The 23,229-nt window shown below is 60.5% G+C and carries 23 protein-coding genes and 1 tRNA gene; 18 read left to right on the top strand and 6 right to left on the bottom strand.

Annotated elements, in window-relative coordinates; all coding sequences use genetic code 11:
• Positions 1-2: 2 nt before the first annotated feature.
• On the bottom strand, positions 3-878 hold the full coding sequence (locus tag ATY78_RS16575) for a MurR/RpiR family transcriptional regulator (RefSeq protein WP_088683406.1): 876 nt from the start codon (positions 876-878) through the stop codon (positions 3-5).
• 206 nt (positions 879-1,084) lie between these two features.
• Here ATY78_RS16575 and ATY78_RS16570 point away from each other — a divergent pair, with 206 nt between their 5' ends.
• The 4 genes from ATY78_RS16570 to ATY78_RS16555 all read left to right on the top strand — a co-directional run bounded on the left by ATY78_RS16570 (position 1,085) and on the right by ATY78_RS16555 (position 5,295).
• Complete coding sequence (locus ATY78_RS16570; protein WP_088683405.1) at positions 1,085-2,200, top strand: Gfo/Idh/MocA family oxidoreductase; 1,116 nt, start codon at positions 1,085-1,087, stop codon at positions 2,198-2,200.
• Positions 2,201-2,287: 87 nt separating this feature from the next.
• Positions 2,288-3,505, top strand: coding sequence for an FAD-dependent oxidoreductase (locus tag ATY78_RS16565; protein ID WP_088683445.1), 1,218 nt, complete (start codon positions 2,288-2,290; stop codon positions 3,503-3,505).
• A gap of 108 nt (positions 3,506-3,613) precedes the next feature.
• Positions 3,614-3,704 (top strand) — tRNA-Ser (locus tag ATY78_RS16560).
• 568 nt (positions 3,705-4,272) lie between these two features.
• The gene (locus tag ATY78_RS16555; RefSeq protein ID WP_088683404.1) at positions 4,273-5,295 is read left to right on the top strand and encodes a porin; all 1,023 of its coding nucleotides are present in this window, start codon (positions 4,273-4,275) and stop codon (positions 5,293-5,295) included.
• 100 nt (positions 5,296-5,395) lie between these two features.
• On the opposite strand, the gene ATY78_RS16550 is transcribed toward ATY78_RS16555, so the two are convergent.
• A complete protein-coding gene (locus ATY78_RS16550; RefSeq protein ID WP_088683403.1) occupies positions 5,396-6,292 on the bottom strand; it encodes an alpha/beta hydrolase in 897 nt (298 codons plus the stop codon).
• A 63-nt stretch (positions 6,293-6,355) separates the two neighbouring features.
• On the bottom strand, positions 6,356-8,431 hold the full coding sequence (locus ATY78_RS16545; RefSeq protein ID WP_088683402.1) for a lytic transglycosylase domain-containing protein: 2,076 nt from the start codon (positions 8,429-8,431) through the stop codon (positions 6,356-6,358).
• A gap of 214 nt (positions 8,432-8,645) precedes the next feature.
• Here ATY78_RS16545 and dapA point away from each other — a divergent pair, with 214 nt between their 5' ends.
• Positions 8,646-9,530, top strand: a complete 885-nt coding sequence (gene dapA, locus ATY78_RS16540) for a 4-hydroxy-tetrahydrodipicolinate synthase (protein ID WP_088683401.1) — start codon at positions 8,646-8,648, stop codon at positions 9,528-9,530.
• A 97-nt stretch (positions 9,531-9,627) separates the two neighbouring features.
• Positions 9,628-10,107 carry an SsrA-binding protein SmpB gene (gene smpB, locus ATY78_RS16535; RefSeq protein WP_008522540.1) on the top strand — a complete coding sequence of 160 codons (480 nt, stop codon included), beginning with the start codon at positions 9,628-9,630 and terminating at the stop codon, positions 10,105-10,107.
• A gap of 107 nt (positions 10,108-10,214) precedes the next feature.
• Here the strand turns inward: smpB and ATY78_RS16530 are convergent, their stop codons facing one another.
• A complete protein-coding gene (locus tag ATY78_RS16530) occupies positions 10,215-10,796 on the bottom strand; it encodes an NYN domain-containing protein (RefSeq protein ID WP_088683400.1) in 582 nt (193 codons plus the stop codon).
• A gap of 295 nt (positions 10,797-11,091) precedes the next feature.
• On the opposite strand from ATY78_RS16530, the gene rpoZ reads away from it, so the two are divergent.
• From rpoZ to ATY78_RS16470, 12 genes are all read left to right on the top strand, one after another.
• Complete coding sequence (rpoZ, locus tag ATY78_RS16525) at positions 11,092-11,496, top strand: DNA-directed RNA polymerase subunit omega (protein WP_088683399.1); 405 nt, start codon at positions 11,092-11,094, stop codon at positions 11,494-11,496.
• 125 nt (positions 11,497-11,621) lie between these two features.
• Complete coding sequence (locus ATY78_RS16520; RefSeq protein WP_088683398.1) at positions 11,622-13,856, top strand: bifunctional (p)ppGpp synthetase/guanosine-3',5'-bis(diphosphate) 3'-pyrophosphohydrolase; 2,235 nt, start codon at positions 11,622-11,624, stop codon at positions 13,854-13,856.
• A 194-nt stretch (positions 13,857-14,050) separates the two neighbouring features.
• Positions 14,051-14,200, top strand: a complete 150-nt coding sequence (locus ATY78_RS16515; protein ID WP_004675049.1) for a DUF3563 family protein — start codon at positions 14,051-14,053, stop codon at positions 14,198-14,200.
• A 162-nt stretch (positions 14,201-14,362) separates the two neighbouring features.
• Positions 14,363-14,953: a DUF2062 domain-containing protein gene (locus ATY78_RS16510; protein WP_088683397.1), complete on the top strand. Its 591-nt coding sequence runs from the start codon at positions 14,363-14,365 to the stop codon at positions 14,951-14,953.
• 37 nt (positions 14,954-14,990) lie between these two features.
• Positions 14,991-15,395: a holo-ACP synthase gene (acpS, locus tag ATY78_RS16505; RefSeq protein WP_088683396.1), complete on the top strand. Its 405-nt coding sequence runs from the start codon at positions 14,991-14,993 to the stop codon at positions 15,393-15,395.
• A gap of 114 nt (positions 15,396-15,509) precedes the next feature.
• Positions 15,510-16,253, top strand: a complete 744-nt coding sequence (lepB, locus tag ATY78_RS16500; RefSeq protein WP_088683395.1) for a signal peptidase I — start codon at positions 15,510-15,512, stop codon at positions 16,251-16,253.
• Positions 16,250-16,969 (top strand): ribonuclease III, encoded by a 720-nt coding sequence (gene rnc, locus ATY78_RS16495; RefSeq protein ID WP_088683394.1) that lies wholly within the window; start codon positions 16,250-16,252, stop codon positions 16,967-16,969. Before lepB ends, rnc begins: the two co-directional genes overlap by 4 nt.
• A 7-nt stretch (positions 16,970-16,976) precedes the next feature.
• Positions 16,977-17,918 carry a GTPase Era gene (gene era, locus ATY78_RS16490; RefSeq protein WP_088683393.1) on the top strand — a complete coding sequence of 314 codons (942 nt, stop codon included), beginning with the start codon at positions 16,977-16,979 and terminating at the stop codon, positions 17,916-17,918.
• A gap of 149 nt (positions 17,919-18,067) precedes the next feature.
• Positions 18,068-18,820 carry a Crp/Fnr family transcriptional regulator gene (locus tag ATY78_RS16485; protein WP_088683392.1) on the top strand — a complete coding sequence of 251 codons (753 nt, stop codon included), beginning with the start codon at positions 18,068-18,070 and terminating at the stop codon, positions 18,818-18,820.
• Between the two features lie 105 nt (positions 18,821-18,925).
• Positions 18,926-19,399, top strand: coding sequence for a response regulator (locus ATY78_RS16480; RefSeq protein WP_088683391.1), 474 nt, complete (start codon positions 18,926-18,928; stop codon positions 19,397-19,399).
• Positions 19,400-19,486: 87 nt separating this feature from the next.
• Positions 19,487-20,257, top strand: a complete 771-nt coding sequence (recO, locus tag ATY78_RS16475) for a DNA repair protein RecO (protein WP_088683390.1) — start codon at positions 19,487-19,489, stop codon at positions 20,255-20,257.
• A gap of 99 nt (positions 20,258-20,356) precedes the next feature.
• Complete coding sequence (locus ATY78_RS16470; protein ID WP_088683389.1) at positions 20,357-21,352, top strand: aldo/keto reductase; 996 nt, start codon at positions 20,357-20,359, stop codon at positions 21,350-21,352.
• Between the two features lie 115 nt (positions 21,353-21,467).
• Here ATY78_RS16470 and ATY78_RS16465 read toward each other — a convergent pair whose 3' ends face one another.
• Together ATY78_RS16465 and ATY78_RS16460 are read right to left on the bottom strand one after the other, a co-directional pair.
• On the bottom strand, positions 21,468-22,325 hold the full coding sequence (locus tag ATY78_RS16465) for an MOSC domain-containing protein (protein WP_088683388.1): 858 nt from the start codon (positions 22,323-22,325) through the stop codon (positions 21,468-21,470).
• Positions 22,326-22,334: 9 nt separating this feature from the next.
• Positions 22,335-22,979, bottom strand: coding sequence for an HD domain-containing protein (locus ATY78_RS16460; RefSeq protein WP_088683387.1), 645 nt, complete (start codon positions 22,977-22,979; stop codon positions 22,335-22,337).
• Between the last annotated feature and the right edge of the window lie 250 nt (positions 22,980-23,229).

Raw genomic sequence — 23,229 nt, 5'->3', positions numbered from 1 at the left:
GTTTATTCCATTTTCTCTTTTCCAGCTTTTGAATGCTGACGCTTGCGCCGCCGTTCGGCGATCGCAACCGGCAGCGCCATGGTGAGCGCCATCGAGGCCGAAAGGGAACGGAAGCCTGCGAAGTCCGCTTCCGCCACTTCGAACCAATGTGTGGCGCAGGCGGCAAGCGGCGAAAAGGCCGAATCGGTGATTGCAATGATGGGGACGCCGCGGTCGGCAAGCTCCTGGCTCTGCGTGAGGCTGTCGGCCGCATAGGGCGAGAAGCTCGCCGCGATCGCTGCATCCTTTGGTGTTGCGAACTGCACCATCTCGGGATCGACGCCGTTCGGCGAGGCGACGATCTGGTGACGGATGTTGAGCTTGGAAAAAGCGTAGGTCATATGCGCCGTCAGCGGATAGGAGCGTCGCTTGGCGATCAGATAGATCGTCTCGGCGGCGGCCAGGATGTTCACCGCCTTTGTGAAAGTGTCCGTCTGCACCGTTGCCGCCAGCCGGTTGACCGACTGATTTGCCGCGGCGATGAAGCCGGAGAGCAGATTGGCGTCCTCGTCGTCGCCGCTCGCCTGCTCCAGCGTGACGAGCCGTTCTTCATAACTCAGCGTCCGGTCGCGCAGCCTTTCGCGGAAGATACTCTGAAGGTCGGAAAAGCCCTCATAGCCGAGATGATGCGCCAGGCGCACCAGCGTCGAGGGCTGGACCTCGGAGGCGGCGGCGATGCTCGCCGTCGTGCCGAAGGCGATTTCGTCGGGATTGCCGAGGGCGAAGGCGGCGACCTGCGCCAGCCGCTTCGGCATGCTTGCCTTGCGCTCGATGATCGTGCTGCGCAGGCTTTCGAAATCGCGCGGTACACGCGCTTGACCCTGGGGACCATTATCCATGCTGGCGGCTCACGAGATGAAACAAATATTCCATATTGTCGAGCATAAACGATTTCAAAGTGGACGCCTAATTGTTTTTAATCCCCTGTAATTCAAGGTTTTTGGACAGAAAATCGAGGGAGAGGCGAAAATCTGTGATGAGTCATCGCTTGTCAAAATGATCTAAATATTCCAAAAATCCGCGCGCAGCTCTGGAGGAGACGGAAATGAAGCCACTCGGCATCGGTTTGATCGGCACCGGTTATATGGGCAAGTGCCATGCGCTGGCGTGGAATGCGGTGAAGACGGTGTTCGGCGATGTCGAACGTCCGCGGCTCGTGCATCTGGCGGAAGCCAATGCCGGACTTGCTGAGGCGCGCGCCGGTGAATTCGGCTTCGAGAAGGCGACGGCCGACTGGCGGGCGCTGATCGCCGATCCCGAGGTCGACGTCGTCTCCGTCACCACGCCCAATCAGTTTCACGCGGAAATGGCCATCGCCGCTCTTGAAGCCGGCAAGCATGTCTGGTGCGAAAAGCCGATGGCGCCGGCCTATGCCGATGCCGAACGCATGCTGGAAACGGCGAAGAGATCCGGCAAGGTCGCTGCCCTTGGCTACAACTATATCCAGAATCCCGTCATGCGGCATATCAAGACGCTGATTGGCGAGGGCGCCATCGGCACGGTCACCCATATCCGCGTGGAGATGGACGAGGATTTCATGGCCGATCCCGATGCGTTTTTCTATTGGAAGAGCGAGCTTTCCGCCGGCTACGGCGCGCTCGACGATTTCGCCGTGCACCCGCTGTCGCTGCTCTGGTATCTTTTCGGCCATGTCGAGGCTGTCATAACGGATATGGTGAAGCCCTATGCCGACCGGCCGCTCAGCGAAGGTGGTCGCCGCGCGGTCGAAAACCACGATGGCGCCAGCGTGCTGATGCGGCTCGGCGGCGGCATCTCCGCGGTCCTGATGGCGAATCGCGCCGCCTGGGGTCGCAAGGGCCGCATCGCTTTGCAGATTTTCGGCTCGAAGGGCTCGATCGTCTACGACCAGGAGCGCATGAACGAATTCGAGCTCTATCAGGCCGAGGGGCGCGGCTCGGAACAGGGCTTCCGCAAGATACTGGCGGCGCCTGCCCATCGGCCTTATGATCGCTTCATCCCGGCGCCCGGCCACGGTCTCGGCTTCAATGACCTGAAGATCATCGAATGCCGCGAGCTGATCCGGGCAATATCGGGCGAGCCGTCGTCGATCGTGACATTTGAAGACGGTCTCAGGATAGAGAAGTCGGTGCATGCCATGGCACAGTCCTTCCACGAGCGTCGCTGGATCGAGATCGGCTGAATGTAAGAAGCCGCTTTCCGTTGACGGCGCATAGGGCAGGCGATAGGCCTTGGCATGGGTGTCGGGCGCAGTTTCGGGAGTGATATCGTGACGGATAGACTGGTGATCATCGGCGCGGGCCAGGCCGGTTTCGCATTGGCAGCCAAGCTGCGTGCATTGAAGGATACGCGCCCGATCACTCTCATCGGCGCCGAGGACGTCGCTCCCTATCAGCGCCCGCCGCTTTCGAAGAAATACCTGCTTGGTGAAATGGCCTTCGACCGGCTGCTGTTCCGCCCGGAGCAGTGGTATCCCGAACATGATGTCGATCTCCGTCTGTCGACCTGGGCCGAGCAGATCAAGCGGGACAGCAAGCAGGTCCTGCTGCAGGACGGCTCCGTCCTCGACTACGGCACGCTGGTGCTCGCAACAGGCTCGACGCCGCGCCGGCTGCCAGCCGCGATCGGCGGCGATCTCGAAGGCGTCTATGTCGCCCGCGACAAGCGTGATGCCGATCTTCTGGCCGACGAGATGCGCCCCGGTCGCCGCGTGCTCATCATCGGCGGCGGTTACATCGGTCTTGAGGCGGCCGCCGTTGCCCGCCATCGCGGCCTTGAGGTCACCGTCATCGAGATGGCTGACCGCATCCTGCAGCGCGTCGCGGCGAAGGAGACCGCCGACATCATGCGCGCGATCCACGAAGCCCATGATGTGATGATTCGCGAGAAGACCGGCCTCAAGCACCTGATCGGCAAGGATGGCCGCGTCGCCGGTGCGGCGCTTTCCGACGGATCGGTCATCGATGTCGATTTCGTCGTCGTCGGCATCGGCGTCGTGCCGAATGACCTTCTCGCCAAGGAAGCCGACCTCGAAGTCGCCAACGGCATCGTCGTCGACGAATTCGCCCGCACCTCCGACCCGTCGATCTTTGCGGCCGGCGATTGCGCCGCACTTCCCTGGCAGGGCGGCCGCATCAGGCTCGAATCGGTGCAGAACGCCGTCGACCAGGCCGAAGCGGCGGCGGCCGTCATCGCCGGCGGCAGCGAGCCTTATGAGCCGAAACCGTGGTTCTGGTCCGACCAATATGACGTCAAGCTGCAGATCGCCGGCTTCAATCTCGGTTATGACGAGACGCTGCTGCGCCCCGGCGCCCGCGAAGGCGCCCATTCGGTCTGGTATTTCAGGGAAGGCTCGCTGATCGCCGTCGACGCGATCAACGACGCGAAAGCCTATGTGACCGGCAAGAAACTGTTGGAATCCGGCGCCAATCCCGACAAATCGATTCTCGCCGATCCCTCTGCGGATCTGAAGAGCCTCCTGGGCTGAGGCCCGGGAGGATCGTTGAGGCGCGCGCGCCATCTCTTCCTTGCCTGCGTGTATAAGGGAGAAAAAGCGCTTGCTTCACCTGCCGAATGGCTCTATCAGGCTCCCACCGGAGAGGTGGCCGAGTGGTCGAAGGCGCTCCCCTGCTAAGGGAGTATACGTCAAAAGCGTATCGTGGGTTCGAATCCCATCTTCTCCGCCATCCCTGTTTTCCCCAATCCACAATGGCCTTTAGTCCCCAGCGCGAATCGAAGTCGCATAGTTGGCTATGCCTCACGGTCGCGCGGCGGGAAAATATCCCTGCCCTGGGCGAAAGAATCGCCTGCGGGATTCATCTGCCGCGACTCATGCGCACCGAATGGCGAAAAGCGGGCCGGTGAGTATCTGGTTACGCTTCCGATAAGCGTGTTGCTCCCCGCGAAGGGCGGAAATTGTCAAAAAAGTGTTGGAACTGTGTGTCCAACCCGGTGTCCAACTCTTTGTTGGTTTCGCCTAACCAGCCGCAAAATCAGGCTTTTCTTAACAAAGTATAAAGGAAATTGGGGCCGGTCGCCCGACTTGTGTCCTTTCAGCAACACGGTTTCGTGAAGGCTCCCCCAAACCCCTCATTCGAGTAAGTTGGTGATTGCGTGACGGCTTCCGTCTTGTATTTTCACCCTCGGAAGCAAGGGCGGCTGATCGTCCACTTCTTGAAGCACGGGGATGGGGCAGGGAACGCTGCTCAGCGAAAGATCCCAAACCCGATTGAAACTTTGAATTGGAGGTCATTTATGAACATCAAGAGCCTTCTTCTCGGCTCCGCTGCTGCTCTTGCAGTAGTATCCGGCGCTCAGGCTGCTGACGCAATCGTCGCTGCTGAGCCGGAACCGGTTGAATATGTTCGCGTCTGCGACGCTTACGGCACCGGCTACTTCTACATCCCTGGCACCGAAACCTGCCTCAAGATCAACGGCTACATCCGTTTCCAGGTTAACGTTGGCGAAGACGTCGGCGGCGATTCTGACTGGGATGCATTCACCCGCGGTCAGGTTCAGTTCACGGCCAAGAGCGACACCGAGTATGGTCCGCTGACCGGCGTCATCGTCATGCAGTTCAATGCTGACAATTCCTCCGACCAGGAAGCTCATCTCGACTCCGCTTACCTCGACGTCGCGGGCTTCCGCGCCGGTCTCTTCTACAGCTGGTGGGACGATGGCCTCTCGGGTGAAACCGACGACATCGGCTCCGTCGAAACGCTGCACAACTCCATCCGTTATCAGTATGAAACCGGCGACTTCTACGCTGGCATCAGCGTCGACGAACTGGAAGACGGCGTTTACAAGGTCGGCGAAGAAGCCAACAACGTTGGCGTTGCTGTCGGTCTCGGTGGCAAGGCTGGCGCATTCAGCTACCAGATCACCGCTGGCTACGACTTCGACAACGAAGACGGTGCTGTCCGCGCAATGGGCACGGTTGACATCGGCCCCGGCACGCTCGGCCTCGCTGGCGTATACTCCTCCGGCCCGAACTCCTACTACTCTGCTGCTGAGTGGGCTATCGCTGCCGAATACGCCATCAAGGCAACCGACAAGCTGAAGATCACCCCGGCCGTTCAGTACTACGGCAACTACTTCGGCGGTGGCAAGGTTGTTCCGGATGACTTCGACGATCTCGGCGATGCCTGGAAGGTCGGTCTGACGCTCGACTACCAGATCGTAGACAACTTCTACGCCAAGGTTTCGGTTCAGTACCTCGATCCGGAAGATGCTGACGACTCCACCTCGGGCTACTTCCGCCTGCAGCGTGCATTCTAATCTGATCTGACTTCGGTCAATCAGGAAAGCCCGGCTCTCGAGCCGGGCTTTTTGTATTTGAACGTAACGCAAATTTGCCGGCTGATCGGCTTCGATGGGATCAGCAGCACGCGGTGATAAAAGCCCGGATTGCAGCGGGGATATTGCCGAGATGCAGAAGGGGCGCATGTCCTTGCCCGTCGGCAGCATGAAGAATCAAGGCCGAATGCCGCCGCGCCATTTCGTTTGCGGTTTCTTCTGAAAGCAGCGGCGAATTTTTGCCGCGGATCAGCATGAGGGGCAACCGGCTCAGGCTGGCGAACTGCTCCCAGAGATCAGGCAACGGCCGGCCGAAATCGATCGATTTCAACACCTCCGCGATCGCAGGATCAAAATCGGCAACCGGCCTTCCGCCGACATCGCGATAAAGGGCAAGTGCCATCTCGCGCCAGTCCTGCTCTTCAAGTGCGGTAAACGACGCGCCGTGATTCTCCTGCAAGATGTCAGCCGCCTCGTTCCAGTCCGCCGGCCTCCTGCCGCTGTTGAGGTAATCCCGGATCAGCGCCAGTCCTTCGGCCTCTATCACTGGCCCGATATCGTTGAGGATGACGGCTTCCAGAAGATCTGGCCTCGTCGCCGCGATCAGGTGCAGGATCAGTCCGCCCCGGGATGTGCCGATGAAGATCGCTCGCTCGATACCGAACTCCGCACATGCGGCAAGAACGTCGCCGGCCTCTATGGCGAGATTGTAGTTCGCCTTGTTCTCATCCCATGCAGAGTTTCCGCGCCCGCGCGAATCGAGTGCGATGACCCTGCGCGGTGCCGTCGCGTCCCGCGAGAGCAGCAGTGCGAGCGGATGAAAATCTCGGCTGTTGCGAGTGAGGCCCGGCAGGCAGATCACCGGCAGCCGTCCGGCGGCTACAGCCTCGTTGGGCCGATAATCGCGGGCATAGAGCTTCAGCCCGTCAGAGGAAGTGTAAAATCGTTCCTGGAAATCGTTCGCATCCATATTCGGCATCGCATCCCTCGAGACCTGTTGGTCCCGAAGATGTAGCTTGCTTTTCGAGCCACGCAAATGGCCTCAGGAGGCGCTTCGTCCGCCGATGAGGTCGCGTTCGATATCGGTCGGTTGGCCGAGACGGGCCTTATAGACCTCGTAGTTTTCCATCACCCGCTGCACGTAGTTGCGCGTTTCGGGGAAGGGGATGCGCTCGATCCAGTCGACGATCTCATCGATCGGTCTGCCGCGCGGATCGCCATAACGGCCGATCCATTCCGGCACACGCTTCGGCCCCGCATTGTAGGCGATGAAGGTGAGGATATAAGAACCGCCGAATGCGTCGATCTGCTCGCCGAGATAATGCGCACCAAGCGTCGCGTTGTAGCCGGCATCGGCCGTCAGCTTGTCCTTCGAATAGGCGATGTTGTGACGTTTGGCCACCGCCTGGGCCGTTCCCGGCAGAAGCTGCAGCAACCCCCGCGCATTCGCGGCCGAAACGGCGGAGGGATTGAAGGCGCTTTCCTGCCGGGCGATGGCATAGGCAAGCGCCTTGCCGGAGCCTGATATATTGGCGTTCGCCGGAATAACCCCGACTGGAAAGGCGAGAGCTGCGACATCGATGCCGCGCCCATAGGCGACCTTGCCAATCTGCAGCGAGAGATGATGATCGCCGGACTGTTCCGCCTGCGCCGCAAGGATCGCCAGCTCGCCGGGGCTCTGCAGTTGATCGGCGAGTGCGAGGTAAAGCGTGTCGGCCCGCCATCCATGGCCTGCGGCTTCCAGCCGGGCGATCGCTTGCACGGCTTCACGTGCCTGGAAGCGCTGCCGGTCGTCCGTGCTCGGCGCGGGATAGGTGACGTTCAAAGTCTTTCGCCCCAGTCTTTCGGCGGCGAGCTGGCCGTAGAAGGTGCCGGGAAAGTTTGCAGCCTTGGCATAGAATTCACTGGATTTGCCGGGGCCGCCGGCCTCCGCCGCCCGACCCAGCCAATACCAGGCGCGTGAAACCGAAATCGGACCATTGGAGGTCTGAAGGATCTTGCGGAAATGTGTTTCCGCCGTCGCCGGATCCTGCAACCCGCGAAGCGCATACCATCCGGCATGAAACTCCGCCTCGACGATATCGGTCGGGCTCGTTGCGGCGTAGTTTGCGACGATGCGATAGGCGGGCTTGAACTGTCCTTGGTCGACGAGGCCGCGGCTGACGATGCGTTGTTCGTTCCACCATTCGCCGGAGTTCACGAGTTCGGCACGCTCACGCGGCATCTGCTCCAGAAGTGCGGCCGCCTCGGCATATTTGTCCTGCTTGCGCAAATATTCGATGCGGGCGAACAGCAGCCCGGCATCGCCGCGCCATTTCGCATCGACGGCGTTGAGAAGCGCACCGGCATTGGCGGCCTTGCCGTCGACAGCGGCCCAGGCCTTGTAGAGCGATTGCGCCTGGCCCATGTCCCCGAAGCGCTTGGCTTGCGCCACGCGGCCGCGATACATCAGATAGTCCATCCGCGCCTTGTGGTCGGCAGGCGTCAACAGGGCGGAGAATTCGACGAGAATCTTGTCTTCCGTCGCCTTGTCGAGAGCCTCTCCGCGCCACACCTTGCGGATATATTTGGCAGCCTGCGCCTGTTTGCCTGATGCAATCAGCGCCCGGCCGAGGATGACGGCGCCTTGTACCGTCTCGGGTGCCGTATCGCCGAAGGCTGCAAGCACGGCTGATGGGGCGGGGTTTTCGTCATAGAGCGCGCGCTCGGAATAGGCGCGCAGCCGCGTAAGCCCCGGCCAGCTCTTGAGTTCCTGCGAGGCGCTGGCAATTTCGTAGGAGGGAACGCCCTTCAGCCCGGAGACGGCGATCGCCCAGGTCAGGATATGGCGGTCGAGCGTGCCGCCGCGCATGCTGTCGCGGATCGAAATCGCCTGTTGCGGGTTCTTGTCGGAAAGCGCATCGAGGCCGGCTTTCAGATCGCCGTTGACGGGGGCGATTGCCGGATTGCGCGGAATGGCGCCGGTTGTGATCGACTCCGGTACCGAGGTTTCGGGAATGAAGCCGAGCGGCTTGACGGCGGGCATGGGAATGCCCTCGCCGGGAAGCGGCGACGCAACGCTGCCCCACGCAGCGGCAACAAGGCCGAAGGCGGAGAGGATCAGGACAGCTTTTTTCATCCGGAATCTCGCAACGAAAACACGCCCTGCCATTTGGCTGGAGGCATCTTAACGAAACCTTACCGTATCAGGTAAAATTCAATCACATCTGCTATCGGAATTTGCCCTAAACCGAACTCTACGCGCTTGTCGCGACGATTTCGTCGCTCTATGGTGCGCAACTCATATTCATGGAATGCGGCCGAAGCAAGGATTTGGTCGTGAGGAGCTTTGCATGTTCAATGGGTCCATCCCCGCCCTCGTCACCCCCTTCACCGATGCCGGCCTGATCGACGAAGTGAGCTTCGCCGCGCACGTCGACTGGCAGATCAGGGAAGGCAGCAGTGGTCTCGTTCCGGTCGGCACGACAGGCGAATCCCCGACACTGTCGCATGCCGAGCACAAACGGGTCGTGGAACTCTGCATCGAAGTCGCCGCCAAGCGCGTTCCCGTCATGGCCGGCGCAGGCTCGAACAATACGCGCGAAGCGGTCGAGCTTGCCCAGCATGCCGAGAAGGTCGGCGCGAACGCCGTGCTTGTCGTCACGCCCTATTACAACAAGCCGACGCAGAAGGGCCTGATCGCACATTTTTCGGCGATTGCCGAGGCCGTCGATCTTCCGATCTATATCTATAATATCCCCGGCCGGTCGGTGGTCGACATGACGCCGGAAACGATGGGTGCGCTCGCCAAGGCGTATAAGAATATCGTCGGTGTCAAGGACGCGACGGGCAAGATTGAGCGCGTCTCCGAGCAGCGTATCACTTGCGGCAAGGATTTCCGGCAACTGTCCGGCGAGGATGCGACGGCGCTCGGTTTCAACGCCCATGGCGGCGTCGGCTGCATTTCGGTGACGGCCAATGTCGCTCCGCGCCTCTGCGCCGATTTCCAGGCGGCGACGCTGGCGGGGGATTATTCCCGGGCGCTGGAATATCAGGACCGACTGATGCCGCTGCACAAGGCGATCTTCATGGAACCGGGTCTCTGCGGCGCCAAATACGGGCTCTCCAGGCTTGGCCGCATGAGCCGCAATGTCCGCTCGCCGCTGCTTTCGAGCCTGGAGCCGGCAACGGAAGCGGCGATCGATGCCGCCCTGCGTCATGCCGGGCTGCTGAACTGAGAGCCGGCCGTCTTCACAAGGTCGGTTCGTTCCCTTACATAAAAGGGCAAGAAATGAGGGCGCGGCTTTTCGCGCCCTGAAGCAATGGAATGTCGTCATGGCCCCCAAAGGCAGCCAGCGCGTGGTGAACAAGATCGTGGCCGAAAACCGTAAGGCCCGCTTCAACTACGAGATCATCGATACCTATGAAGCAGGCCTCGTGCTGAAGGGCACCGAGGTCAAGTCGTTGCGCGAAGGCAAGGCCAATATCGCCGAATCCTATGCCTCGGATGAAGATGGCGAGATCTGGCTGATCAATTCCTATCTGCCGGAATATCTGCAGGCGAACCGCTTCAACCACGAACCGCGCCGGCGCCGCAAGCTGTTGCTGTCGGGCCGTGAAATCCATCGGCTCCGTTCTGCCGTCAACCGCGAAGGCATGACGCTGGTCCCGCTGAAGATCTATTTCAACGATCGCGGCCGGGCGAAAATGGAACTGGCGCTCGCCAAGGGCAAGAAACTTCACGACAAGCGCGAATCCGAGAAGGAGCGCGATTGGAACAGGCAGAAGAGCCGTCTGCTGAAAGACAACGGCTGATCATATTGGCTGGCGATTGTGCTGCTCGCCATACGTAACTGCCATGCCAAAATGAAAAAAAGCCGATGTGCTTTGACGAGCACGTCGGCTTTAAAGCGCAAGACCGTTTAGTCTTCGAAGTCGCTGGCTGGGGCGACTTCGGCGGGGCGTGGCGCCCGCTCCGAAGGATCGCGGCCGATTTCGGCCTTCAGAGACAAGAGATCGATAAAGTGGTCGGCCTGCCGGCGCAGGTCGTCGGCGATCATCGGCGGCTGCGTCGACATGGTCGAAATCACCGAGACCTTGCGGCCCCTGCGCTGCAGCGCCTCAACCAGGTTCGTGAAGTCGCCGTCGCCGGAGAAGATGACGAGGTGATCGACCGTTTCGGACTGTTCCATGGCATCGATCGCAAGCTCGATGTCCATATTGCCCTTGATCTTGCGGCGGCCCATGGAATCCGTGAACTCCTTGGCGGGCTTTGTGACGACTTTGTAGCCGTTGTAGTCGAGCCAGTCGATCAGCGGGCGGATCGAGGAATATTCCTGATCCTCGATCAGAGCGGTGTAATAGTAGGCACGCAGGAGGTAGCCGCGTTTCTGGAATGCTTTCAAGAGCTTGCGGTAATCTATATCGAAACCGAGGCTCTTGGATGCAGCATAGAGGTTGGCGCCGTCAATGAAGAGTGCAATTTTTTCGCGTGGGTCAAACATCGCTTACCAATCCAATGAGAGCAATCGAAATCCGCAGGCACAGAAGCCAATGAAAACAATGGTTTGTGTTGTGATTTCGATCTGATCCTTACTTTATGAATTATTCATATATGAAAGATTTAGGGCACGATTCGGCATATTCCAAGCAACCTTAGATGGAATTGTGACATTCTCCATGGAATTTAGCTCAGCCGCGGATAAAGACGAGGGGAGGCCAAACGAAAAACTTGTATTTGCCTGGTTTTAATTGTATCGGGCGTGCTAATCCCGAAATGACGACCGTAAAGGACAGGCAATGGCCCGTGTCACAGTTGAAGATTGCATTGACAAGGTAGAGAACCGCTTCGAGCTGGTTCTGCTCGCGAGCCACCGCGCCCGGCTGATTTCCCAGGGCGCCTCGATCACCATCGATCGCGACAACGATAAAAACCCTGTCGTGGCGCTTCGCGAAATTGCCGACGAGACGCTTTCGCCCGACGACCTCAAGGAAGATCTGATCCATTCGCTCCAGAAGCACGTCGAAGTCGACGAGCCCGAGCCCGATCCGGCAAGCATGATCGCCGCCGGCGGCGCAGTCGCAGCCGACAGCGAGGAGCAGGACGATCTGCCGGAAACCATCACTTTCGACCAGATGTCGGAAGAAGAGCTGCTGGCCGGCATCGAAGGCCTCGTGCCGCCGGAAAAGAGCGACGACTACTAAGCGCATAAAAGGAACGACGATTACCAATCGTCAATCTTGCGCCTTTATTGCTTAGGCATATTATTGCCCATGTGTGCGCCAATCGTTGATTGGCGCGCTTTTATTTTTATCGGAGTGGCTTTGGAATGATGCGGCAGTACGAGCTCGTGGAGCGGGTTCAGCAATACAAGCCCGATGCCAATGAAGCACTGCTGAACAAAGCCTATGTCTATGCCATGCAGAAGCATGGCCAGCAAAAGCGCGCGAGCGGCGATCCCTATATTTCGCATCCGCTCGAGGTCGCCGCCATCCTCACCGATATGCATCTCGATGAATCGACGATCGCGGTTGCGCTGCTGCACGACACGATCGAGGATACGACGGCGACGCGCGCCGAGATCGACGAACTGTTCGGCGAGGATATCGGCCGCCTGGTCGAGGGGCTGACGAAGATCAAGAAGCTCGATCTCGTCACCAAGAAGGCGAAGCAGGCGGAAAACCTGCGCAAGCTGCTGCTGGCCATATCAGACGACGTGCGCGTGCTGCTCGTCAAGCTTGCCGATCGCCTGCACAACATGCGCACCCTCGATCACATGTCCGCCGACAAACGCGCCCGCATTTCTGAGGAGACGATGGAAATCTATGCGCCGCTTGCCGGTCGCATGGGCATGCAGGACATGCGCGAGGAGCTTGAAGAGCTCTCTTTCCGTCATATGAACCCGGAAGCCTACGAGACCGTCACCAAGCGGCTGGAAGAGCTTTCGAAGCGCAACGAGGGCATCGTCAAGAAGATCGAAGCCGAACTGCGCGATCTCCTGGTCGCAAGCGGCCTGACGAGCGCCTATGTCAAAGGCCGGCAGAAGAAGCCCTATTCCGTCTTTCGCAAGATGCAGTCGAAGTCGCTGTCCTTCGAGCAGCTTTCCGATGTTTATGGCTTCCGCCTGATCGTCGAGGACATTCCTTCCTGTTACCGCGCGCTCGGTATCGTCCACACGCGCTGGCGTGTCGTGCCCGGCCGCTTCAAGGATTATATCTCGACGCCGAAGCAGAACGATTACCGCTCGCTGCACACCACGATCGTCGGTCCCTCCAGCCAGCGCATCGAGCTGCAGATCCGCACCAAGCGCATGCATGAAATCGCCGAATTCGGCATCGCCGCGCACACGCTTTACAAGGACGGCGCCACCAATACCGATGGCGACATCCTGTCCCGCGAGTCCAATGCCTATTCCTGGCTGCGCCATACGATCGAGGCGCTCGCCGAAGGCGACAGCCCGGAAGAATTCCTCGAGCACACCAAGCTCGAACTCTTTCAGGATCAGGTCTTCTGCTTCACGCCGAAGGGTAAGCTGATCGCCCTGCCGCGTGGCGCCACGCCGATCGATTTCGCCTATGCGGTGCACACCAATATCGGCGACACCACGGTCGGCGCTAAGATCAACGGCCGCATCATGCCGCTGGTGACGCGGCTTGCAAATGGCGATGAGGTCGAGATCATCCGTTCCGGCGTCCAGGTTCCGCCAGCCGCCTGGGAGGAAATCGTCGTCACCGGCAAGGCGCGCGCCGCCATCCGCCGCGCCACCCGCATGGCGATCCGCAAGCAATATGCCGGCCTCGGCCACCGTATTCTCGAGCGTACCTTCGACAGGGCCGGCAAAATCTTCTCGCGCGAGGCGATGAAGCCGGCGCTGCACCGTCTCGGTCAGAAGGATGTCGAGGATGCCATCGCCGCCGTCGGCCGCGGCGAGATGTCCTCGCTCGATGTGCTGCGCGCCGTCTATCCCGATCATCAGGATGAGCGCGTCACCGTGAAGCCCTCCGGTGACGATGGCTGGTTCAATGTCCGCAGCGCGGCCGGAATGATCTTCAAGATCCCCGGCAAGACCAAAGCCGGGCTCGACAGCGGCCACGCGGACATCGAGGCAGATGCCGCGATCGGGCCGATCCGCGGCCTGTCCGGTAATGTCGACGTCAAGTTCGCGACGACAGGCGCCGTGCCCGGCGACCGTATCGTCGGCATCATGGATCAGGGCAACGGTATCACCATCTATCCGATCCAGTCGCCGAGCCTGCAGCGTTTCGACGATCAGCCCGATCGCTGGATCGATGTCCGCTGGGATCTCGACGAGGCCAACAAGTCGCGTTTCATGGCTCGCATCATGGTCAATGGGCTGAACGAGCCCGGCACGCTCGCCAAGGTCGCTCAGACCGTTGCCGGCCTCGACGTCAATATCCGCTTGCTGAACACGGTGCGGGTAGCGGCCGATTTCACCGAGATGATGCTCGAAGTCGAGGTCTGGGACCTGCGCCAGCTCAACCAGTTGCTCGCCCAGATGAAGGAACTGGACTGCATTGCCACCGTCCGGCGGCTCTATGAGTAAGCTGCCGTTAAGTCTATCACGGGTTTGATTGGAAAATTGCACATTTTATGATCGTTTCGTGGTCGGGCTGGCTCGCCGAAAAGGCAAGCAATGCAATTTGCGCATGGCTGTCTCCATGTCTCGGCTGTGGTAATTAACCTTTGCCGGGCCTATCTTCTGGTCATCGAAACGCAAACAGAAGATGAGACAAGATAATGTTTGATCCTATCAGGAAAATCGCCCGCGCCCTTCGCGCTCCGACCACGCAGGAACGTGAAATGGCTTACCTCAACGGCTCGTTCGATCGTATCGATCTCGAGTTTCGTCAGCGCCAGGTCGACCGCGGTCTGTTCCGCAGCCGTTGATACTGAGCTTTATACTTGAACTGAAGTGAGGGACGTTATGCGTAACGGACGCCCCTCGGCATGAAGAGCCTTCTCGATACGGCGAGGAGAGGCGGCCTGTTTTTCGGCTGGTATCATTTGCCGCTCTTGTCATGGCCGCGTGCGCTGCACTAAATACCGGCCATGTTGTTTCGCCGTCGCAAGCCTGCGGGATTCAAGGAAAAGATGCGGGAGCTTTTGTGGCCCCGTAAAGGTTTCCTTCGCCCGATCCGTTATCTGACAATGCGCATCCTGCGTCTGAGCGCTTCGCCGCATGCGGTTGCGGCCGGGGTCGCTGCGGGTGTGTTCGTCTCGTGGACGCCCTTTATCGGCGTGCATTTCATCATGGCCTTCGTCATCACCTATTTCCTCTCGGGCAATATGGTGGCTGCCGCGCTCGGTTGCGCGGCTTTCGGCAATCCGCTGACCTATCCCTTCATCTGGGGTATCACCTGGGAAATCGGCCATCTGCTGTTGAGCCGCGAAGATCATCTGGCCGGCCAGGCGGTGGATCTCGCCGCCCTCTTTCACAAGCTGAACTTTTCAGAGCTTTGGAAGCCGGTGCTGGAGCCGATGCTGATCGGCGCCATCCCGCCGGCGGCGGTGACGGCAGTTGCGCTCTATGCGCTGACATTCTACACCGTGAAGGGTTTTCAGACGCGCCGCCGCATGCGGTTGATGGAGCGGGCGCGCCTGCGTTTTGCCGGTCCGGCCGGCGACATGCCGAGCGTATGAAGCCGATGCAGAATTCTTAAATCACGGAAGGCTCCGCATGATCATCGGCATTGGCAGCGATCTCATCGACATCCGTCGTGTCGAAAAATCCATCGAGCGTTTCGGCGAGCGCTTCACCCACCGCTGCTTCACCGAGGTCGAGCGCGCCCGTTCGGATCGGCGCGCAAACCGTGCCGCATCCTACGCGAAGCGTTTCGCCGCCAAGGAGGCGTGCTCAAAGGCGCTCGGCACCGGGATCGCGCAGGGCATTTTCTGGAAGGATATGGGCGTCGTCAATCTGCCGAGCGGCAAGCCGACCATGGTGCTGTCAGGTGCTGCCGCCGTCGTCCTGGAATCGATGCTGCCGGCGGGCCACCGACCCGCCATTCATTTGACAATAACGGATGATTATCCCTTGGCGCAGGCCTTCGTGATTATCGAGGCATTGCCCGAGAGCCTCTGATCGCGACGTCTCGTCGCTTTTGATGTTGTCGCCATTGCCGCAACCGGCCGAAGCCGCTAGAGAGAACGACAGAAAGAATTGCGCCTCCGCGGCGTCTTGAAGGAATAAGACTGCGTGTCCGAAAAAGTCGATACCAAGCCGAACGCCCTCTGGGAAAATATCAAAGTCATCATTCAGGCGCTGATTTTGGCGATGGTGATCCGAACTGTGCTGTTCCAGCCCTTTACGATCCCGTCCGGTTCGATGATGCCGACGCTGCTCGTCGGCGACTACATCTTCGTCAATAAGTTCGCTTACGGCTATTCGAAATATTCGCTGCCCTTCTCGCCCGACATTTTCAGCGGCCGCCTGTTCGGCTCCGATCCGAAGCGCGGCGATATCGTCGTCTTCCGTTTCCCGCCGAACCCCGAGATCGACTACATCAAGCGCTGCATCGGCCTGCCGGGCGACCATATTCAGGTCACGGACGGCGTTCTCTACGTCAACGGCAAGCCGGTCCCGAAGGTGGCGGACGGCAGCTTCACCTCCGATTACAAGCTCGATCCGGGCGAGGACGTGCCGGTCTTCCGCGAAACGCTCGACAACGGCAAGACCTATGACACGCTCGACCAGTCCCCGGTGTCGCGCGGCGATAACACCCGCGAATTCATCGTGCCGGAAGGCCATTATTTCATGATGGGCGACAACCGCGACAACTCGCTCGACAGCCGCTTCGACGTCGGCTTCGTTCCTGCGGAAAACCTCGTCGGCCGCGCCAGCGTCATCTTCTTCTCGCTCGGCAACGACACCTCCTTCCGCGAAATCTGGAAGTGGCCGACGAACATGCGCTGGGATCGCCTCTTCAAGGTCGTTGAATGAGTAAGGCGCAGACGCTTTCTGCTGCCGACCGCGCTAAGCTCGAAGCCCTGATCGGTCACGACTTCGCCGAAAAGGAGCGCCTGGACCGCGCGCTGACCCATGCCAGCGCCCGCACGGAAAAGGGCAGCAATTACGAACGGCTGGAATTCCTCGGCGACAGGGTGCTCGGGCTCTGCATCGCCGAGCTTTTGTTCCGCACCTTCGGAACGGCGGGGGAAGGCGAGCTCTCGGTTCGCCTCAACCAGCTCGTCAGCGCCGAAACCTGTGCCGCGGTCGCCGACGAGCTCAATCTTCACCTCTATATCCGCACCGGCGCCGACGTGAAGAAATTGACCGGCAAGCGCATGATGAACGTGCGCGCCGACGTCGTCGAAAGCCTGATCGCCGCGATCTATCTCGACGGCGGCCTCGAAGTCGCCCGCCGCTTCATCCTGCGCTACTGGCAGGGCAGGGCGGTCAGGGCCGATGGCGCCAAGCGCGACGCCAAGACCGAGCTGCAGGAATGGTCGCACGCGAAATTCGGCGTCACGCCCATCTACCGGGTTGATGAACGCAGCGGGCCGGATCATGATCCACGCTTCAAGGTGACGGTGGAAGTGGCTGGCATAAAGCCCGAAACCGGCGTAGAGCGGTCGAAGCGTGCCGCCGAACAGGTCGCGGCGACGAAGATGCTCGAGCGTGAAGGCATTTGGCAGCAATCGCCTGCCGGAAACTGACGGGACAATGACACAAGAAGAAGATATCGCGGCCGAAGCTGCCGTAGAAGCCAATGGCCCGACGCATTCGGGCTTCGTCGCGTTGATCGGGCCGACCAATGCCGGCAAGTCGACGCTGGTCAATCGCCTCGTCGGCGCCAAGGTCTCGATCGTCAGTCACAAGGTTCAGACGACGCGTGCGATCGTCCGCGGCATTGCGATCCACGACAATGCCCAGATCGTCTTCATGGATACGCCCGGCATCTTCAAGCCGCGCCGCAGGCTCGATCGTGCTATGGTGACTTCTGCCTGGGGCGGGGCCAAGGATGCCGATCTGATCATGCTGCTGATCGACAGCGAGCGCGGTTTGCGCGGCGATGCCGAGGCCATCCTCGAAGGTCTCAAGGAAGTCCAGCAGCCGAAGATCCTGGTGCTCAACAAGATCGACCGCGTCAACCGCGAGGACTTGCTGGCGCTGGCCGCTGCCGCCAACGAGAAGATCGCCTTCGAACGCACCTTCATGATATCAGCCGAAAACGGCTCCGGCTGCGACGACGTCATGGATTATCTGGCGAACACGCTTCCCGAGGGGCCTTGGTACTATCCGGAAGACCAGATCTCCGACCTTCCGATGCGCCAGCTCGCCGCCGAAATTACCCGCGAAAAGCTGTTTCTCCGCCTGCACCAGGAGCTTCCTTACTCCTCGCATGTCGAAACGGAGAAGTGGGAAGAGCGCAAGGACGGCTCGGTGCGAATCGAGCAGGTGATCTATGTCGAGCGCGACAGCCAGAAGAAGATCGCGCTCGGCAAGGGCGGCGAAACCATCAAGGCGATCTCGACGGCCTCCCGCAAGGAATTGTCTGAGATCCTCGAGCAGACCGTCCATCTCTTCCTGTTCGTCAAGGTTCGCGAAAATTGGGGTGATGACCCCGAGCGGTTCCGCGAGATGGGTCTCGATTTCCCGAAATAGACTGGCAAGGATTTCATCGGGTGGACGCCAGTCCCTTGTTTCCGTAGAAAAAATCCGGCTCGTTCCGGAACGAATCCAGCCTTTGTGCATTCCTTGCTCGACGGCGCGCCGATGATGGGCCGCCGGTTTGCGTGATCGCAAGGGCAGGCATGACAACGTCGAGACGCATTCATTCTTTCAAGACCCCTTGCGAGCTATGTCCCTTGCGGCCCCTGCCGCATTTCAGGGAATTCACCCGCGAGGAGTTGGAATTCGTCGCACGGTTCAAGAGAGGCGAGCTTGCCGTCGATGCCGGTTCCACCATCCTCGTTGAAGGCGCACACAGCGCTCATCTCTTTACCGTGCTTGCCGGCTGGGGCTTCCGCTACAAGATGCTCGAGGACGGGCGGCGGCAGATCCTGAACTATATCATGCCGGGCGACCTGATCGGCCTGCAGGGCACGATCGTTGGTGAAATGCAGCATTCCGTCGAGGCGCTTTCCCCCGTTTCGCTGTGTGTTTTCGAGCGTGACAGGCTGATGACGCTCTACAATAAACATCCATCGCTCGCCTTCGACATCACCTGGATCGCGGCGCGCGAGGAGCGAATCCTGGACGAGCATCTCCTGAGTATCGGCCGCCGCACGGCGCTGGAAAGAGCGGCCTACCTGATCGCTTTTCTCTTCGAGCGTGGCAGGCAACTCGAGCTGTTCAATGGCCGCAAATTCATCCCTATCACCCAGCAGCACATTGCCGACACGCTGGGTCTTTCCATCGTCCACACCAACAAAACGTTGAAAAAGCTCAATGAACGTGGCTTGATCCGCTGGCAGGAACGCGGCTGCGAGGTGCTGAACGGTGAGGAATTGAAGGTGATCTCCGGCTGGGAAGGGCTCGGAGAAGGCAAGCGGCCCTTCATCTAGCCAATTGGTTGGGTCATGTCTTTTTTAAATGCGGATTAGCAGTTGGGAAAATAAGGTCGGTCGTCATCTTATCCTCCGATTGATTCTTATCGGCGGGGCGGAAAAATGTTTTATTCTGACATGGTGACGGAATTCACCGATAGCGTGCCATGCGGGGCACCGGAGGGCAATGATGTTGGCGAAACGGCTGGGGCGGCCCGAAGAGGGCATGGAATCATGAGCGCAATCCGTGTTCTGGTTCTTGAAGACAGTCTGATCATCGCGATGGAGGCCGAAGATATTCTGCGCCTGGCCGGTGTCCAGAGCATCGATATCGTCGGCAGTCTGGAAGAGGCGAAGGCCGCGATCGCTGCGCAGAGATATGATTTTGCTCTTCTCGACGTCAATCTCGGCGAGGGCATGAGTTTCGGCTTTGCCCGTCATCTCCTCGATGTCGGCATCGCTTTCGGCTTCGTCAGCGGCTATTCCGATCCGCGCGATTTCCCGCCCGACCTGCAGCATATCCCGCTGCTGGTAAAACCTTTCGACGAAAAGGCGATGCGGGAATTCCTGCAGAGACTATTCCCGGCCGCAGCCTGACGCGGCCCGGCCGCCGCGTGAAGCCTTTCATGACATAAGCCGGCCCTTGCATTAGGATGGATTCGTCATCCGTAGAGGCTTCTTTCGATGCAATGGCAGGACCAGGCGATCATTCTCGGCGTCAAGCGCCATGGCGAGACGAGCGTCATCGCCGAGGTGATGACGCGTGATCGCGGCCGCCATCTCGGCATGGTGCGTTCCGGCCGCTCGCGCGCCATGCAGCCGGTACTGCAGCCGGGCAATGCGGTGGAGGTCATCTGGCGTGCCAGGCTCGACGAGCATCTCGGTGAATTCCGGGTCGAGCCGGTGACGTTGCGTGCCGCCCGCCTGATGGAAACGGCGACTGCCGTCTACGGCGTCCAGGCGATGGGCGCATTGCTGCGGCTTCTGCCGGAGCGCGACCCGCATCCGCATCTCTTCGATGCGCTGGAGGTGATCCTCGATCACCTTCACAATCCGGCCGATGCCGGCGAACTCTTCGTGCGTTTCGAGCTCGCGGTGCTGAACGATCTCGGCTTCGGCCTCGATCTAGCCGAATGCGCCGCAACCGGCGCCCGTTCCGACCTTGCCTATGTCTCGCCGAAGTCCGGTCGCGCCGTCAGCCGCAGCGCCGGAGCGCCGTGGGCCGACAAGATGCTTCTCCTGCCGCCATTCCTCGGAAGCGAAGGCAGCCATGCGGCCGATTTCGACAGTCTTGCCGCTGCATTCCGGCTGACGGGGTTCTTTTTGCACCGCCACGTCTACGAGCCGCGCGGCATCGAGGCCGGGGCAGCCCGCGACGGCTTCGTCCAGGCCGCGCTCAAGGCGCTTGATCCGGCCTTGGGAACACGGTCCGGCCCGAACGGCATTTCGGCCTGACGGCGTTTTTTACTGCTGCAAATCATCCTCCGGAATTGGCGGTTTACCGGCTCATAAGCGCTTCCTATGTCTTGGGGACAGCCAGCCAAGGAGGATCTCATGCTGACCAAGCCCCAACCATCGACGACGATCACGCTCTGGAACGGCCGCGAAATTCCGCGCCTCGGCATGGGATGCTGGGCGATCGGCGGCCCCTTCTACGCCGGCGATACGCCGCTCGGCTGGGGAGAGGTCGACGACGATGAATCGGCTGCTGCGATCGGCCGCGCCATCGAACTCGGCATCCGCTTCTTCGATACGGCCTCGAACTACGGCGCCGGCCATTCGGAAGAGGTGCTCGGCCGGGCGATCGGCAATCGCGGGGATATCGTCGTCGCCACCAAGTTCGGTTTCGCCACCGACCCCGAAACGAAGCAGGCAACGGGCGCCTTTGCCGATGAGGCCTTCATTCGCCGCTCGGTCGAGACCTCGCTGCGCCGTCTCAGGCGCGACCGCCTCGACCTCCTGCAGTTCCACCTCAACGACTTTCCGCTGGAACAGTCGGATGCCGTCTTCGACGTGCTAGAAGCGCTGCGCGCCGAGGGCAAGATCGATGCGTTCGGCTGGAGCACCGATTATCCGGATCGCGCCGGCCGCCATGTTGGCCGCCAAGGCTATGTTTCGGTTCAGCATACGATGAACGTCTTCGAGCCGGTGCCGGAAATGATCGGGGTGATCGAGAAAGAGAACCTCATCTCCATCAATCGCGGCCCGCTGGCCATGGGGCTGCTGACCGGAAAATTCACCGCCGACAAGGCTGTGGGCGCCAAGGATGTACGCGGCGCCGCCCTCGATTGGATGGTCTATTTCAAGGACGGACGTATGGCCCCGGAATTCGCCGCGCGGCTCGATGCCGTGCGCGATCTCCTGACATCGGGCGGCCGCTCGCTGACGCAGGGGGCGCTTGCCTGGCTCTGGGCGCGCTCGCCGCGCACCCTTCCCATTCCCGGTTTCCGTACTGTCGCCCAGGTCGAGGAAAATGCCGGCGCGCTGGAAAAGGGACCGCTGCCGGCTGACGTCATGGCGGCTATCGACGCCGCACTCGCGCGCGCGTGAGAGACGGCGAACTTCTCCCCACGCTCCCTCATTCCTGTGACAGGCACCGGAATGAGGGAGCGTGTTGCGAGTATAAGGATGAGGCGCTGTTCAAACAGCCCTTCCGTAATTCGGCCTACCCCCGTGCGCGGACCTTCATCGCCCAGCCCTCCGGCCGTGCCTCGATGATCGTCACTTCGTCACCAATCGAGATTCTGCCGCTGCCGCGCGGCGTGGTGTTCCAGCCGAAGAGCGGGCCGGGGACACGCCGATCGGCCGACATGCGGATGCGGCCCATGGCAGGCATCGGGTTGGATACGTCGCGCGAGCCGGTCAGCTGGTCCTGCGTCGTCATGATGCAGCGCGAGCAGGGTTTGACGAGATCGAAGCGGATGCCGGCGATCTCGATGGCCGCCCAGCGGTCCTCCGGCCAGGCCTCGTCGATATCGATGACGATATTTGGACGAAACCTGTCCATGCCGACGCTGCCTTCGCGATGGGCGGCGAGATCGGCGTTCAAAGCCTTCAGCGAGCCGGTCGTCGTCACCAGGATCTGATAGCCATCGGTGAAGCTGACGGGCGTGCCTTCGCCGGCCCATTCGGCATTCGCCATCCGCCGTGCGTGCCCGTCGAAGAACACCAGTTGCACCTCACGGCCGAGCCATTCGGAAAGTTGCCGGTTGCTTTCGGGATCGGCGACGGCGGCGCTGACGGTGGATTTCCACACGGTCACATCCATGCGGCTTTCTGGCTGCGGCGGCGGCACGGATATATCAGTCTTTCCCTGCATCCGCAGCCGGAAGGCGCCCGATTCCGGCCGCACATCGATCCGTGCGAGGTCCGGCAGCTCGCGCTGGGTGATGAAGTGGCCCTGTGCATCGGTAATCATCGCCCGCCGGTCGCCGGGAAGCCCAAAGGCATCGATATCGGCGGCAGGCAGCGCAATGCCGCGGGCGCTCTTGAGCGGATAGATGAAGAGGTCGCTGACGCGCATGCCGTTCTCCTAAATTTCGTCCATGAAGGCCGAGAGGAAATCGCGCAGGCTCTTGTCACGCGCGGCGGCGAGCCTGCGACCGGTCTCGGTCTGGAATCCTTCCGCCAGTTTGAACAGTTTCGTCTGGAAATGGTCAATGGCGTAACGCTTGTCGTCGAGCGGACGGTTCGCCGCCGCGGGGTCGAACGGATCGTAGAGCCCCGATCCCATCCGTCCGCCGATATAGAAGCAACGTGCCGCGCCGACCATGCCGATCGCGTCCAGCCGATCGGCATCCTGCAGGATCTTCGCCTCAAGCGTCCGGGGCGCCACTCCGGCCGAGAAGCTGTGGGCGGTGATGGCATGGGCCGAGGCTTCGATATCCGCCTCGCTCCAGCCGAGTTCCGCCAGGATCGCCGATGCCTTCTCCGCTGCCAGCGCAGACGCCTTTGCCCTCAGCGGTGAATTCTTCTCGACCGCGACGCAGTCGTGCAGAAGAACGGAGGCTGCAAGAATCCGCCCGTCGCCGCCTTCTCCTGCATGGATGCGCATGGCGTTTTTGAAGACGCGCAGGATATGGGCGAGGTCGTGCGAGCCGTCGTCGCCTTCGGCCGCATGCGGGACCAGCGCCGCTGCGAGCGTTTGATGAGGGGAGAAGACTTCGGCAGCGAACATTGCGTCACCTGTCGTTGGGAACATCGGCTGAAGATGGATACCCGGCAGAATGCTTCTATTGGACCGGGGAAAGGTCCTAGTACCGGCTTGCCGTGCGAGTCGCAATCGAAGTGACTTCGGAACCAGGGCAATCGCTTCAGCTTTGCATTTCGTTGTGGCGCAGAGAGGTGCGGGTGTGATTCATGAGGAGCTTCGAATCGACGGAGCCGTTCATGTCAGCCTCTCACACATCGTCACGCGCCATTCTTGA

The sequence above is a fragment of the Rhizobium sp. R635 genome (genome assembly GCF_002211285.1).
Taxonomy (GTDB): Bacteria; Pseudomonadota; Alphaproteobacteria; order Rhizobiales; family Rhizobiaceae; genus Rhizobium.
This window is presented reverse-complemented; position numbering and strand designations above follow the sequence as displayed.